Genomic DNA, 14092 nt, shown 5'->3' on the forward strand with positions numbered 1-14092 from the left:
TCCCCTGATCGCGTCATCACGCAGATACTGGGCAGGAGGCGGCAGAAGCGGAGCCGTCACGCGGTCGGTGCCCTCCCCTCGCATCGCTGCAAGACTGTCACTGCTGGCTCCATCCAAGTCCCATCGCCTTTTGGAGGGCGATAAAGGCACGATCAAGTTCGCCGGTCGCTTCCAGCACTGACTGGTCGGCAGCCAGCGCCGCGCGTTCGGCATCGATGGACGTGGTCAGCGGTATCGCTCCCTGTGCATATCGCTGCCCGGCATAGGTCGCTGACTGTCTGGCACCGTTACGGCTCGCGACAGACGAAAACAGGTTACGGCGCTGATTGCCGAAGCGGGTCAGGCTGGTTTCAGCATCAGACAGCGCGCCGAGAACCGCCTTGCGGTATTGTGCTTCCGCCTCGTCTCGGTCAGCCCGCGCCTGCTCGACCCGGGCACGATTACGGCCGAAGTCGAGAAAGCTCCAGCTGATCCGCGGCAGGAGCAGGCCCGCGACGCTGTCAGGATCAACCACATCGGCGATATTGGGACCACCGAGCCCGATGATCCCCATAATGCTGACCGATGGGAACTGCCGGGCGACGTTGACCCCGATCTGCGCGTTCGATGCCGCCAGCTGCCGCTCGGCTGCGCGAATGTCAGGCCGGCGTCGCAGCATCGCGGCCGGGTCGCCGATCGCGACAGTTCCTGGGATCATCGGGATCGGGGCAGGAGTGGACAGCAAGGCATCGTGTGTTCCGGGCTCGTCGCCGGTGAGCAGGGCAAGCTGGTCGAGCGTGGTCGCGATCTGTCCCTCGAGCGGCAACAGCCCGGCCTCCGTGCGGGTCAGCTCGGTCTTCAGCCGAACCACCTCGTCGCGCGACGATGCACCGCGTTGTTCGCGCTGTTGAAGCAGGGCGAGTGATCGCTGTTGAAGCTGCGCGGAGCGGCGAGCCAGGATCAGGCGCTGCTGAAGTTCGCGCAGAGTCACATAATTCTGGGCAACCTCCGCCGACAGACGAACCTGCGCATCAGCTTTATTGGCTTCGGCCGCCTGAGCCTGGGCCTCGGCACCTTCGGCAGCGCGGCGTCGCGCGCCGAACAGATCGATCTCCCACGATGCGTCCAGGCCGGCATTATAGAACTCGGCCCTGATACGATCGGATTGCTCGCCTTGCGTCGGCAGCGCGAGCGAGCCTGCGGGAAGATCGGCGACGATCGCAGTGCCTGACGCCGACACGGTGGGAAGCTGGTTCGCGCGCTGTTCGCGCAAGCTGGCGCGCGCCTTGCGGATGCGCGCCTCGGCGATCGCCACGTCCGGATTGGAGGCAAGCGCGCGGTTGACCAGGGTCGTGAGCTGCGGGTCGCCCATGCCTTCCCACCAGCGTGCGATAGGGAGCTGCGGTGACGTGACTGCCTGATCTGCGCGGCGAAATGTCGATCCGGAGCGCTCCCCACTCGCGACGCCCGGCGGCCCTCCATAGTTGGGCCCGACGACGCATCCGGTCAGGAGGGCGGGCAGAATGGCCCAGCTGAGTCGCTTCATCAGTGCATCGCCATCTGCGTGTCGGAGGAGATCGGGCGGAGGAACAGTGCCAGCGGCGTCGTGACCGCGATCGCAACGCCGAGCGCGAAGAACAGGTCATTATAGGCCATAACGGTGGACTGCTCCAGGAGTTGACCCGCAAGCTGCCGATAGGCGCCGGCTTCGCCGGACGGCATGGCCATAGCCTTCGCGAACCATTCCTGCGTGGTCGCTGCATTGGCCGACACCGTTTCGCCCAGCCGATTGAAGTGGAGAAAGGTCTGCCGGTCCTGGAGGGTCGCCATCATGGCAAGGCCGATCGATCCGCCGAGATTGCGCCCCGCATTGAACAGCGCGGACGCATCACCAGCATCCTCGGGTGCTACAGCGCTGATCGCTGCCTGGTTGAGGAACATCATGGCGAAGATCTGCCCGAAGCCCCGGACGAGCTGTGAACCCGTCAGGTCGCCCCCAGCCGACTGCGCGGTGAGGTGCCAGTCCATGGCGCAGCTGACGCCGATCAGCGTCATGCCGACGAAAACCGCCAGGCGAACGTCAAGATATTTGAACGCTAGCGGCAGGAACGGCATCAGCATCAGGGCGGGGATACCGGAGACGAAGACCACCTTGCCCGATTGCAGCGCGCTATAATCCGCCATCGACGAGAGGAACTGGGGGATGAGAAAGGTCACGCCGTAGAGCACGACGCCGATGATGAGGCTGAGGACGAATACGCTACCGAAGGAGCGGCTGAAGATCAGCGACAACTTGAGCACGGGATGCGCGGAGCGGACCTGTCCGATCGTGATGAGCGCGAAGCCGAAGACCGTGGCGATCGCGAGTTTCACGATCATGGCGGACTCGAACCACATCTCGCGCTGCCCCTCCTCGAGCATGACGGTGAGCGCACCCAGGCCGATCGCGAGTCCCGCGATCCCGAACCAGTCGGCATGGCGTAGCTGGTCGAGCCGCAGATGCTCGTGCTTGAGCCCGAACAGCAGGAGGAGGACAAGCCCTGCACAGACCGGCACATTTAGAAAGAAGGCGTAATGCCAGCTGTAATTGTCGGTGAGCCAACCGCCGATGATCGGCCCGAGCACCGGACCAAGGATTGCGGTGCCGCCGAACGCGGCGGTGCCGATCGGCTGCTGCGACGGCGGCAGCCGTGTCGCGATGATGGTCATGGCGGTCGGGATCAGTGCACCGCCGGTGAAGCCTTGGCCCACGCGGCCAGCGATCATCATCGGCAGCGTCGTCGAGATCCCGCACACGATGGAAAAGCCAGTGAAGCTGACCGCTGCCCCCAGAAGGAAGTTGCGCAGGCCGAACAGGCGCACGAGAAAGGGGCTGAGCGGTATCATGACGATCTCTGCCACGAGATAGGAGGTCGCGACCCAGGTGCCCTCGGTGCCGCTCGCGCCGATCTCGCCCTGAATGGTGGGCAAGGCCGCATTGACGATCGAGATGTCGAGCAGCGCCATGAACGACCCGATCGTGCCCGCCGCAACGGCGAGCCAGTCGCGCAGGCCGGCGCGTTCGGACGCCATCAGCGCGAGCCCTGCGTCTCGTCGCGCTTCAGCCGCTCGGTTTCCTGCTCGATCCGGTCACGACTTCCCTTTGCGCTGATCGTGTCGACCGTGACCTCGACCGACAGGCCGGGACGCAGCACCCGGCGCGCCTCCGGCCCGGCTTCAATGCTGATCCGCACGGGCACTCGCTGAACGATCTTGGTAAAGTTCCCGGTCGCATTCTCGGGCGGGATGAGCGAGAACTGCGCGCCCGTGCCTGGCGAGAAGCTCGCAACCCGGCCGCGCAGTTCGGCGCCGTCCAGTGCATCCACCTTGATGGTCACGGGTTGCCCGACGCGCATCAGTGCGACCTGGGTCTCCTTGAAATTGGCTTCGATGTAGAGTTGATCGACTGGCACCACCGACATCAGCCGGGTCGCCGGCTGGACATATTGCCCGGCCCGGACCGCCTTGTCGGCGACAATGCCGTCGATGCTGCTGCGGATCTCGACCGCACCGAGGTCCGTCGAGGCGCGCGCAAGCTGCGCCTGCGCGGTGCCACGCTGCGCCTCCGCCTGGCCGATGCGAGCCGCTTGCGTCGCGACACTACGACGGGCGGCGAGGTAGGCGGCTCGCTGCGCGCGCAGCTCTGCGGCGGTTCGATCACGCTGAAGGACAAGGTTTGCCAGACGCTCACGCGATTCCGCTCCTGTCCGAGTAAGGGGTTCGTAGCGTCTTACCTCGTTCTCTGCCGCTGCGGCGGCAGCCTCGGCGCTCGCAACCTGGGCGGCGGCCTGAGCGACAGTGGCCTGTTGTTCGTCAAGCGTCCGGCGCGCAGTCGTAATGTTGGCGCCGGCGGCGGCGATCTGAGCTTGCGCCTGTTCGACATTGGCGCGGTAGTCACGAGGATCGAGGACGGCAAGCAGCTGGCCGCGGCCGACAGGCTGGTTGTCGGCGACGAGCACTCGCTCGACATAGCCGCCCACCTTCGGTGAAACGGTCACGAAGTCCGCGCGCACATAGGCGTTGTTGGTCGACTGCAGGTATTGGCCGCTCGCGCGGTAGTTCAGGTACCAGACGACCGCCGCGAGGATGCCCGCAACGAGCGCGGCGATGAGGACGTAGCGGATGATCGGAAAGCGCTCGAGAAGCGAGGGCTTCTTTTCGCCATTCTTCTCCTCGGAACCGTCCTCTGACCCGGCTTTTTGCTGGGAATTTGCGTCCGAGTGGTCATGCGGCGCGTCGCCGCCTCGATCTTCAGCCTGCTCGTCAGCCACCCAGCAACCCTATCGTATGTAAACTAAGCCGTATCATAGTGTGTGTCGGTCGGCATTGCCACCCACTCTGATGGGCTCGTGCACAGCAAACTCAAGCTGCGCGAAGCATACAGCCGCGGGATCTCCGCGGCGGAATGCTTCGGCGTGAACGACTGCGATCCGACGCCCGACACGCCTGACCTTAGGCGTCGTGACAAGGGCATCGGGCCGAGCAGAGGCAAGGAACTGGAGGTTCACGCTGATGAGCTTCGGGACGTGCCCATGCGGAAGTTGGCGTGCAAGGGCACGCTTCGCTGCCACTTCGAGAAAGGATGCCACAGCTCCGCCATGCAAGGCGGGAAGGAGGGGGTTGCCGATCATGTATTCCACTGGCGTCAAAACAAAGGCGTCACCGCTCTCCGAAATCGTGGAGCCTAGCAGCTGCGCGGAAGCCGCTCATGACCCGACAGCCCGATTGATCGAAAAGACGCCTTGGGCAGTCGCGATCAGGTGAGAAGGATCGGTATCCCAGACTTCGGTCCGTACGAACGCACGGTGCTCGGTGGCGTCGTAACAATGCGCCCACGCTGTCGCGGAGCATCTCGCCTCGGGGGACCGCACATGGTCCACCTTCAGGTTGAGAGTCGAGATTGCCAATCGCCTTCCCAGTCGGGACATTACAGCAACGCCGCAGGCCTGATCGATAAGGCTCGTCAACACGCCCGTTGCTAAAGTCTCGTCGTCGTCCGCCAGCTCCTCACGCCAACCGACACGTAGCGAGCTGAGGCCATCGCCGATCGAAACCAGCTCCAGGCCAAGCCTGTTGCCCCACGGTATGTCGCCTGGTTGCAGGCTCCAGTCTCCAGCCACGATTCCATCCTCGTCCTGATCAGGCCTTGCCAGCTTAAAAGGCCGCCTTTGCTCCAGCCACCTGGGAAACGGTACGGTTTACATATATGGTCCTGCTTCTTAATGGTTATGGTCTCGCATGGAAACGCGGTCGAACAAATTCCTGGTGCTCGTAGTGACCGGCTTTCTGCTTGGCACGCTCCTGATCTTCACCCTGTGGCTGTTTGATGCACGCGATGGAGACGGCAATCCCTATATGATCCGCTTCACCGGGAGCGTTGCCGGCCTGGAGAAGGGGTCGCCGGTGACCTTCTCGGGCGTACCGGCCGGTCATGTCACATCGATACGGTTCGATAAGGATGACCCGTCAGCGGTTCTCGTCACCGTCAGCCTTGACCCGCGGATCCCCATCGTCGCAGGCGTAAAAGCGTCGATCGCAAGATCGGCACTGGCCGGCACCGCGAACATCAGCCTCGACGGCGCTACATCTGGTGCGCCCCCGATCGTTGCGGCGAGCGACACCGAGCTTCCCGTCATTCCCGCCAAGGAAGGCGGGCTCCTTGGCGGCGGAGGGGACCCCGTCGCACTGGTCGAAAAGATCAGCCGCACCGTGGATTCTGTTTCTCGCAACCTCGACGCCGCTCAGCAGCAGCGGGCCAGCGATCGACTGGCGGCGCTTGCGGAAAGTTCCGCCGGTTGGGCAGACAAAGCCGGAGCAGCGTCCGATGCTCTCACCGGTGCGCGCGGCCGCGTGATTGCCGTGGGCGACGCCTTGCAGCGATCCCGCGACAGCGCCCAACAGCTGAGAGCGGCAGTGGACGAACGCAGCGCGACCGTTCTCGCGAGAGCGAACCGCACGTTGGTGAACGCTCGAGACGGAGCCGAGCGATTTGTGGCGCGCGTTGAGGCGGTTCGACCCGCGATCCGCGGCACGACTGCCAAACAGGCTCAACTGCGTGAGACCATTCGTTCAGCAAGGAACAAGGTCGGTGCTGTCAGGGATACGGCCGTTCGCATCGATCAGGAGGGACTGGGCGTGGGTGCTGCGTCTCTTCCCGTCTACAAGCCAACGTCACAGGATTGAGCGACGGCGATACAAAAGCACAGCCTTGGGCTGAGATCGAGCTGGCAGGCGAGCAAGCGACCCTCTCGGCGTGATTTCTCGTCAACCTGTCCGGATCAGGCTACCGTCGATCCAGGAGAACGAGATTGAGCGACAACGAAAAGAAAGGTCGGCCCAGGAAGATGGGCAGACCCACGACCGAGGATGCGCTTCGCCTGACCTCGCATATCCTCAAGAGCGCCCGCGAGATGTTCTTCGCACACGGGTTTGACGGCGCCAGTGCCGACATGATCGCCGAACAGGCGCGTATCTCCAAGCGAACCCTGTACGCGCGCTTCGGCAGCAAGGCCCGCGTGTTCGAGGCGGTGATCCTCGACGAGATCGATACGCAGCTGCGCGCGCTCGAACCTTCCGGCAGCGACGAACCCGACATCCGATCGCGGCTTCGCGTAATCGCCGATCGTCTGCTTGAGTGGCTGCTGACGCCGCGGATCACCTCCATGGAACGCGTCGTCATCGCGCAGGCCGTGCGCTTTCCAGCGCTTGCGGCAAACATCCACGACTTCGGCTACCAGCGGGCCGTGCAGTGGGTGGCCTCGATCCTCGCCCATGCCGATGCAAAGGGTGAGCTATCGCTGGCAGACCCGGTGTTTGCCGCCGAGCAGTTCGTCACCCTCGTAGTGGTCGCACCCATGCGCCGCGCAGCGCTCGGGCTGTCTCCTCCCGCGTACGACGATGCCGCACGTGATCGTATCTCTCGCGGTATCGACCTGTTCCTCGATGGCTGCCGTCCGCGCGAGGCGGATGGTTGCAGCGCCTGATGCCCACCACCGACGACGAACCTCAGATCGGTGAGCGCGCGCGCCTGGCCGAGCTCCTCCAGATCATGGGGCGCCATGGCTTCAACGGGCTCGCCTCGCGCCTGGGCCTGCTGCCCGGTCGTTCGGAGCAGCCGGTGGACGTCGGTACCCCCGAGCGGGTCGTCGCGCTGCTGCGAGACCTTGGACCCGTCGCGGTCAAGCTGGGGCAGGTGCTCGCGACCCGTGAAGACCTGCTCGGGCCGGAATGGGTGCGCGCGTTGTCGACGCTGCAGGACCGGGTGACCCCGCTGCCGTTCGAGGCGCTGGAGCCGACGATCCTGACCGCGCTTGGCTCCCCGATCGCGGACGTGTTCGCGAGCTTCGACCGCGAACCGATCGCCGCGGCCTCGATCGCGCAGGTTCATGGCGCCATCCTGCGCGACGGAACCGAGGTCGTGGTAAAGGTACGCCGACCGGGGATCGCGGAACGCGTCGATGCCGACCTGAGGCTGCTTCGCCGCATTGCGCGGCTCGCCGCGAGACACTCACCGGAGATCCGTCGCCTCAAGCCTGACGAACTGCTCCGGTTCTTCGCTGAGAGCCTGTCGCAGGAAATGGACCTCAGCGCCGAAGCGGCAGCCTGCGAGAGCATCGGCGTGTTCCTGCAGCCGCTCGGCGTTCGCACGCCCGGCTTCTACTGGGATCAGGTTGGTCGCCGGATCAACGTGCAGGAACGGCTCGACGGCGTGCCGGTCCGCGCGATCCTCGACCGAGCGGGTGAGGACGGGGCGGGTCAGGGCGCTGCCGACGTCGCCGGCAGATATGCCGATGCGGTGCTGCGGATGATCATCTTCAACGGCCGGTTCCACGCGGACCCCCATCCCGGCAACGTGTTTGTTCTGGCCGACGGGTCGTTGGCGTTCATCGACTTCGGGGCGGTCGGCGTGCTCAGTCCCGCCCGGCGGAACGAGGTTGTCACGCTCGTCCTTGCCATCGCGGGTGAGGACACACGATCGGTGACGGACGTACTGTTGCAATGGTCGGGCGAGACCGACGTCGATCGCCCGGCACTGACCCGCGACCTCGACGCGCTGATCGACCAGTTCCGCGGGGCGGTACTCCAGCAGATCGAGCTCGCCGACATCTTCGGCCGCGTGTTCGCGCTGCTGCGCACCTACCGCCTGGCGCTGCCACCCGACCTCGCCCTGCTGCTGCGCACCCTGCTGATCGCCGAAGGATTCGTGCGACGGCTTGATCCCGGCTTTGACATTGCCGCGCGCGCGGCACCGATCGCGCGCGAACTGCTGCGGGAGCGGATCGGCCCAGCCGGCCTAAAGCGTGGCGGACGCCGGCTGGCGACGAGCCTGGGCCGTCTGGCCGCCGCCTCGCCCGAGCTGGTGGCCTTCGCCGAGCGGGTTGCGCGGTCGGGTGCGCTGCCGATCGAATTGCAGGGAGGCGCGGTTTTCCCAACTCCGGCATCGCCCCGGCGCGCCGATCCCAACATTCTGTCCACCGGACTGCTTGTCGCGGGCGCGATCCTTCAGCGCGACCATGATGTTGTCGGCGCGATGTTGATGGCGTCTGCGGTGCTGCCTGCAGGCTGGGCTTGGTTTTCGAGCAGGCAGAGGCGCTGACTTCCTGCTGCCCGACCTTCCCACACCCGACTCTCCACCCTTACCCTTTCGCGCGCTTGTTCGGGTATCCGGCTCCTCGCTGAGAAGTGGAACAACCCACGAGAGGGGGCGTTTCCGAACAAGTAAACCAGGCGGTGTATAAACCGCACCCTGGTTCGATCGAGCGAGGGCTTTTGCGTGTCGGAACAACCGGATCACGAAGCGCATGTACCGGCTGAGGAGTTGTCTGACTTCGGTGCTGCACTGAGCGACTTGATGCCCAGGCTGGCGAGCTATGCGCGATCGCTAACAAGAAATCCCGATGCTGCACAGGATCTCGTTCAGGATACCGTGCTGAAAGCCTGGCGCAGCCGTGCGTCCTTCGAGGCCGGCACGAATTTGAAAGCTTGGACCTTCCGTATCCTTCGCAACTCCTTTTTGTCGCAGGTTCGTCGTAAAGGTGCGGGACAGGCAGGCGAGACCGCCGAACTCATTGATGTTCCGGTGGCGTCAAATCAAGAATCGGTCGTGACATTGGGCGATGTTCGCCGCCTGTGGCCGCGCCTGACACCCGAGCAGCAGCGGTGCATCCAATTTGTCGGGATCGAGGGTTTGAGCTACGAAGAGACAGCCACGATCGAACAGGTTCCTGTCGGTACGATCAAGAGCCGCGTGGTGAGAGGGCGGCAGATGCTGCGCGCACTCCTGGATCAAGCGAACGTCGTGCCAGCCAAGGGGACAGCATCCCGGATCCTGTCGGTCGATTCGTCCCCTCGGTATGAGCCGTCGCGCGTTGATGATGAACACTCAAAGCAGATCGAACTGCTGCGAAGGTGGCGCGCGGAGCGTGCGGCCGCTCGCTGCGCCGTCGGATGACTTTCTTAGGATCCACCAGATCTCGTTTGTGTCCCTTCCGTTTCAGACCCGCGATGAGCCCCCGTGGCGCCACGAGTTAATGATGGCGCGATGGAGTCGTCTCGCGAGTTTGCCCGTTAATCGCTGCCAAACAGGCGATTTTCCCTGGATCATGTATTTTCGTTAGCATTCACCTCTGATCGTTGCGCCCTGGTTACAAGCGAGCAGGTGCTACGGGAACAGATCGTCCACGTTTCGGTTCGACGGTCGATCCTGCAGCGACCGTCGAATCTCGCTCGCGATCGTTACCGCGGAGTTATGCCTCGTACCTCGACGAGCTTGATGCCCACAGAAACCTCTTCGCGGTCGAGCTCAACGCCATCACTGTCCGGGAGCAGCAGCTGAACGCGCTGGTTCGCGTCTGGGCGTCGCTTGGGGAAGGTGGGGCGATCGGACGATTGCGGATCGTTCGGCGCTGCCACGCTGGGCACTACGCGTCTGGACGACGCTGCGATCGTGAAAGGACGCGGTCTCGGCTGGTCAGGCGAGTTCTGCCCCGTGGCTGTCCTGCCAGGCGGCATCCTCGATCGCGTCATGCCCCGGCTCGCCCGCCGACTGCGCCCCCGTCCACCGCCAGGCATCCAGCCGTTTGCCCGTCACCGTCGCGGCAGCGTCGGAGCAGAGCCAGAGCAGCGGCGGGACCACGATCTCGGGCGACAGCAGCCCGGCGCGGGCACTGTCCGGCAGCCCTTCGGGGATCATGCCGGTCAGCGTTGCGCCCCCTGGCAGCAGCGCGTTCACCGTGATGCCGCTATCAGCAAGGTCCTGCGCCCAGATCGCGGTTTCTGAATCCAGCGCCGCTTTGGACGGGCCATAGGGCGAGAAGCCTCTGCGCCGCATCGTCTCGCGGTTCATCGAGACGTTGACGATCCTCCCGCTGCCTCTCTCCAGCATCGCCGGGACAGCCGCGCGCGCCATCAGGAACGGTCCGTTGACGTTGGTGTCGATCACCAGGCGCCAGGTGTCGGGGGCGACCTCCCAGAATCGGGTCGGTTCGGTCAGGAAGGTATCGCTTACATACTTCATGCCGCGCCCGGCGTTGTTGACGAGGATGTCGAGCCGGCCGAACCGCGCGACCGCTTCGCGCACCGCCGCGGCACAATCCGCCGCCCGGGTCACGTCGGCGAGCAGCGGCCGCACCCGATCGTCGCCGCATTCACGCTCTGCCTCCTTTGCGACCGCCTCGACTTCGGCAAGCTCGCGTGCAGCGGTGGCGATCACCCGCACGCCGGCCTGCGCTAGCCCCAGCGTCATGGCGCGGCCCAGCCCGCGACCGCCGCCCGTGACGATCGCGACTTGGCCGGCGAGCCCGTGCTCCTCGGGCGCGCTCACCTGTTTAGCGCCTGCATCTGAGGTGCCGCGTAACGCTCGCCCGCGGCAGCCCCCCTTGGCGCCGCGTAATCAAGACGTTCCAGTTCTTCCCGGCTCAGCATGACGTCGAGCGCGGCGACATTCTCCTCCAGATAGCGGCGGCGCTTGGTGCCCGGGATCGGAACAATGTCCTCGCCTTGTGCCAGCACCCAGGCGAGCGCGAGCTGGGACGGCGTACAGCCCTTTTCCCGCGCAAGCGCCTCGACCGCGGCGACAAGCTCCAGGTTACGCTGGAGATTGTCGCCCTGGAATCGCGGACTGTGCCGGCGATAATCATCGGGTGCGAGGTCCTCCACCCGCCGGATTGCGCCCGTCAGGAAGCCTCGGCCAAGCGGGCTGTACGGCACGAAGCCGATCCCCAGCTCCCGAATGGTTTCCAGGATCTCGCCCTCCGGGTCACGGCTCCAAAGCGAATATTCGGTCTGGAGCGCCGCGATCGGATGAACGGCGTGCGCGCGCCTGATTGTTGCGGGCGCCGCTTCCGAAAGGCCGAGGTGGCGCACCTTGCCCTCGCGGACCAGATCGGCCATCGCACCCACCGTGTCCTCTATCGGCGTGTCGGGGTCCACACGGTGCTGATAAAAGAGATCGATCACCTCTATTCCTAGCCGGCGCAGGCTCGCTTCGCAGGCCGCTCGGACATAATCGGGTCGCCCGCACACGCCCCTGAAGCTCCCGTCCTCGTCCCGGACATTGCCGAACTTGGTCGCAAGCACGACCTTGTCACGACGATCGCGGATCGCGCGCCCGACCAGCTCCTCGTTACGGCCGACGCCATACATATCGGCCGTGTCGAGAAAGGTCACGCCGAGTTCGATTGCCCGGTGAATCGTTGCTACCGCCTCGGCGTCGTCGGCCTGTCCGTAGAACTCGGACATACCCATGCATCCCAGTCCCAGCCCCGACACGCGCAACTCACCGCCCAGCGTTCGTTGTTTTACCGTCATTGTTGATCCTCTCGTCTTCGGGCGAGTGTGCCAAGTCTGGGCCCGCTTCCCATTGTGCAAATCAGCGATTGTGGCGAACTCAGCGGCGCCGCTCACTTCTTGTTCCGACCGGGACTCGGCCGTCCTGATACCGACATGCCACACGAGCCGGCCGACTGGCGGCGCGCCCTCGGCCTGTGCAGTTCGTGTGGTACAACCTAGCGCGCAGTCCTGGCTTCGAGGCGCTTACCAGCCGTATCCATGATCATTGCGTTCCAGGCGAAAGGGCAGGGGCACAATCACCCACTGCTCCTTCGCCTTGCTGAAACCGTTCGATCCCGGACGAGTTCTGAGGCCGTTCGAAACGCTTGTCGCTCAGTTCCCGCTTAGCAGCTGTTCGGCGAGTTCGGTGTGCTTGGCGTCCGCCTCTTTTGCCTCGTCCGCGCACGCCTTCATGTCACGCGCCACGTCCTCCATCCCAAGGTGTCCGCAATAGCTCGCCATCGTGCCGAAGGATGCGACCCAGTAGTGCAGCGCCAACTGTCCGCTTGCAATAATGCCGAGGTCCCGTGAGGTGTCGTCCGCAGCCTGTTGGCGGATCCTGCGACTTACTTCGTAATGGGCTTCGAGCACGGGGTTGTCCTGCTGCTCACCCGACCCCGTCTGCTGGACAGCACGCTCGATCTTATCGGCCCACTGCCGGGATGCCCGGTTTCCTTCCTCGAGCGCCGCTTTCAGGGCCGGGTGGCGGGCATCATTATTGACCTCGTCGGTTGCCTTTGCAGCCACATCACTGCCGGCCTTCATCGCAGCCAGTCCCTGAACTACGAGCTTCTGCAGATTGTCTTTTTCCATGGAGCCTCATCCTCATCCTGCGGCCGGCTCGAACGAAGAGCGGCTTGTTCATTAACCTTGAAGGCGATTGAAGTTCCGTCGGAACACGAGGCGGGAGTATGGACTATACCCTTTGTCGATCGCGGATGATCGCCTGGGGAAGGCACCGGCGTCGGAATGAGTTAGGAACCGCGCGCCCACCTGAGCAATCGTCGCCAACGTGATCGTGGAAACCTTGGCAAGAGCTCTTGCGTTCCCACTTGAGAGGAGCAGAACTATGAAAGAGGTACACGACGCCCCTTCGGAAGCGGAGGCGAACCACGGCCTGGTCGCAGTTAAAGGCCCGGATGCCGTCGACGTCGTGATGACGCCAAAAGCAGCGTTGCGTACGGCCGAGCGGATCAGCAGTGCTGCGGTCGAGGCGCTTGTCGAACAGAACCTCAGCGAACCGGGCGACCGTCACTAAAGCAGTTCAGGCCTGAAGCGCAGCGACGGGTGCATGAAGCGACCAGATCAGCCCGGTTGGGAGGTCATCGACGCCTCCAACACCGCCTAGCCGCTTTGGGGTGGCGACCTCGAGCAAGCGTTCACTCCATGTGCAAAGCGGCGTCCTTACTTGCGGACCGTCACGTTCTGCCCATTGAAGCCAGATGTGCGGCTGGTCCGTGACGTTGACCTCCCAACGTAATGACACGTATCCGTCTTTTTCACTTAAGGCGCCGTAGCGCAGCGAATGCACCTCCAGCTCGTGAACAGCGAGCGCAAGGGCCGCCGCCGTGCTCGGTCCTACCGGAACAGGTGAGCCGACGATGCGAACGCGACTACGACCCCCTTCGGCAAGCGCCAGCTCGACCAGTGTCTGAAGATCGGTGACGTGGGCCTCGGGTTGCACGATCAAGTCGCTGATCCTGCTGAGCATCGCCACCCGGGCTGACAGCTCTCGGCCCTTCTCAAGAAGAGGCTCGTCGCCGTCCAACACCTGATTGGTCGTCGCTGAGACGATGGTGAGCAGGTTTCGAAGAACATGGCGAGCGCCATTGACTGGCATGAAGCCATTTGCTGGCGGCTGACTTTTGGAGGGCAGACCGAGCCCCATCACGACCTTTTCGTACGGAACCTTGAGCTGCACCTGCGAGCCATCAAGGAAGCGAATTGTCGTCGCGAAATCGTCGCTGCACAGGTGCGACACGGTAGCGGGATTGATCGCAACGACTTGGCCATCAGCCAAGCCAAAGGTGGCGAGCGGCGTAGCCGCGTGCGGGCCGGGAGAGACCAGCTCCATCATTGAGGACCGCGGTGCCATGTCGGTCGCATTCGGTACGGCGACATCCAGCGCCTCGGAGAGACGACAAGCAAAGAGGCTGCCGCCGGCGTCAACGCCGTCCAACAAGCTCAGCGCTCTCCGAGCAAGAACGGCCGCCGTTCGCTCCGCTGCCTCTTTATCCACGACGAT

The 14092-nt window shown here is 64.3% G+C and carries 14 protein-coding genes; 5 read left to right on the plus strand and 9 right to left on the minus strand.

Annotated features, from left to right (window positions below; genetic code table 11):
• Nucleotides 1-97 precede the first annotated feature (97 nt).
• From H5J25_RS19490 to H5J25_RS19510, 5 genes are all read right to left on the minus strand, one after another.
• Nucleotides 98-1525 (minus strand): efflux transporter outer membrane subunit, encoded by a 1428-nt coding sequence (locus H5J25_RS19490; protein ID WP_083949046.1) that lies wholly within the window; start codon nucleotides 1523-1525, stop codon nucleotides 98-100.
• Nucleotides 1525-3051, minus strand: a complete 1527-nt coding sequence (locus H5J25_RS19495; RefSeq protein ID WP_114688868.1) for a DHA2 family efflux MFS transporter permease subunit — start codon at nucleotides 3049-3051, stop codon at nucleotides 1525-1527. Before H5J25_RS19495 ends, H5J25_RS19490 begins: the two co-directional genes overlap by 1 nt.
• Complete coding sequence (locus H5J25_RS19500) at nucleotides 3051-4289, minus strand: HlyD family secretion protein (RefSeq protein WP_114688869.1); 1239 nt, start codon at nucleotides 4287-4289, stop codon at nucleotides 3051-3053. Before H5J25_RS19500 ends, H5J25_RS19495 begins: the two co-directional genes overlap by 1 nt.
• Before the next feature lie 33 nt (nucleotides 4290-4322).
• Nucleotides 4323-4649 (minus strand): PaaI family thioesterase, encoded by a 327-nt coding sequence (locus H5J25_RS21750; RefSeq protein WP_202096533.1) that lies wholly within the window; start codon nucleotides 4647-4649, stop codon nucleotides 4323-4325.
• 75 nt (nucleotides 4650-4724) lie between these two features.
• Nucleotides 4725-5138: a PaaI family thioesterase gene (locus H5J25_RS19510; protein WP_165800952.1), complete on the minus strand. Its 414-nt coding sequence runs from the start codon at nucleotides 5136-5138 to the stop codon at nucleotides 4725-4727.
• 154 nt (nucleotides 5139-5292) lie between these two features.
• Between H5J25_RS19510 and H5J25_RS19515 the strand changes: the two genes are divergently transcribed.
• The 4 genes from H5J25_RS19515 (at nucleotide 5293) to H5J25_RS19530 (ending at nucleotide 9469) form a co-directional block, all read left to right on the plus strand.
• Nucleotides 5293-6201, plus strand: a complete 909-nt coding sequence (locus H5J25_RS19515; RefSeq protein ID WP_225883561.1) for an MlaD family protein — start codon at nucleotides 5293-5295, stop codon at nucleotides 6199-6201.
• A 125-nt stretch (nucleotides 6202-6326) separates the two neighbouring features.
• Nucleotides 6327-7001 (plus strand): TetR/AcrR family transcriptional regulator, encoded by a 675-nt coding sequence (locus H5J25_RS19520; RefSeq protein ID WP_225883562.1) that lies wholly within the window; start codon nucleotides 6327-6329, stop codon nucleotides 6999-7001.
• On the plus strand, nucleotides 7001-8614 hold the full coding sequence (locus H5J25_RS19525) for an ABC1 kinase family protein (RefSeq protein WP_116462998.1): 1614 nt from the start codon (nucleotides 7001-7003) through the stop codon (nucleotides 8612-8614). The genes H5J25_RS19520 and H5J25_RS19525 overlap by 1 nt, the downstream gene beginning before the upstream one ends.
• A 177-nt stretch (nucleotides 8615-8791) precedes the next feature.
• Entirely contained in the window at nucleotides 8792-9469 is a 678-nt protein-coding gene (locus H5J25_RS19530; RefSeq protein ID WP_225883563.1) for a sigma-70 family RNA polymerase sigma factor, read from the plus strand.
• Between the two features lie 519 nt (nucleotides 9470-9988).
• Here H5J25_RS19530 and H5J25_RS19535 read toward each other — a convergent pair.
• The 3 genes from H5J25_RS19535 to H5J25_RS19545 form a co-directional block, all read right to left on the minus strand.
• On the minus strand, nucleotides 9989-10840 hold the full coding sequence (locus H5J25_RS19535; protein WP_225883564.1) for an SDR family NAD(P)-dependent oxidoreductase: 852 nt from the start codon (nucleotides 10838-10840) through the stop codon (nucleotides 9989-9991).
• Nucleotides 10837-11826: an aldo/keto reductase gene (locus tag H5J25_RS19540; RefSeq protein ID WP_114688874.1), complete on the minus strand. Its 990-nt coding sequence runs from the start codon at nucleotides 11824-11826 to the stop codon at nucleotides 10837-10839. The genes H5J25_RS19535 and H5J25_RS19540 overlap by 4 nt, the downstream gene beginning before the upstream one ends.
• 354 nt (nucleotides 11827-12180) lie before the next feature.
• Nucleotides 12181-12660: a DUF892 family protein gene (locus tag H5J25_RS19545; protein WP_114688875.1), complete on the minus strand. Its 480-nt coding sequence runs from the start codon at nucleotides 12658-12660 to the stop codon at nucleotides 12181-12183.
• 256 nt (nucleotides 12661-12916) lie between these two features.
• On the opposite strand from H5J25_RS19545, the gene H5J25_RS19550 reads away from it, so the two are divergent.
• Entirely contained in the window at nucleotides 12917-13105 is a 189-nt protein-coding gene (locus H5J25_RS19550; protein WP_114688876.1) for a hypothetical protein, read from the plus strand.
• A gap of 6 nt (nucleotides 13106-13111) precedes the next feature.
• On the opposite strand, the gene H5J25_RS19555 is transcribed toward H5J25_RS19550, so the two are convergent.
• Nucleotides 13112-14086: an HWE histidine kinase domain-containing protein gene (locus H5J25_RS19555; RefSeq protein ID WP_125945982.1), complete on the minus strand. Its 975-nt coding sequence runs from the start codon at nucleotides 14084-14086 to the stop codon at nucleotides 13112-13114.
• Nucleotides 14087-14092: the final 6 nt, after the last annotated feature.

It is taken from the genome of Sphingomonas aliaeris, assembly GCF_016743815.1.
Lineage (GTDB): Bacteria > Pseudomonadota > Alphaproteobacteria > Sphingomonadales > Sphingomonadaceae > Sphingomonas > Sphingomonas aliaeris.